This window comes from Pseudomonas sp. SDO5532_S415 (assembly GCF_054071155.1).
The window spans coordinates 1-228 of the sequence record NZ_JBSVWS010000391.1 but is presented as its reverse complement, the minus strand read 5'-3'; the positions used below and the strand labels follow the sequence as shown (position 1 = coordinate 228).

1 pseudogene is annotated in these 228 nt (G+C 59.6%); it reads right to left on the bottom strand.

The features are described 5' to 3' along the window. Positions 1-228, bottom strand: a pseudogene (locus ACW9HW_RS30205) (cytochrome C oxidase Cbb3); the annotation flags it as partial.

Below are 228 nucleotides of genomic sequence, written 5' to 3'. Positions count from 1 at the left end.
ACATGGCGATGACGACGATGAACGCGCCGAAGAACCAGTTGCCGACGTAGATGTGCTTGGTCTTGCGCTGCACCAAGGTGGTGAAGAACACGATGGCGTAGGCCACCCAGACCACGGTCATCCACACCGCGCCGGAGAATTCGATCTCGGCGTATTCCTTGGTGGTGGTGTAACCCAGCGGCAGGCTGATCAGCATCACCACGATCACCGACTGCCAGCCCCAGAACG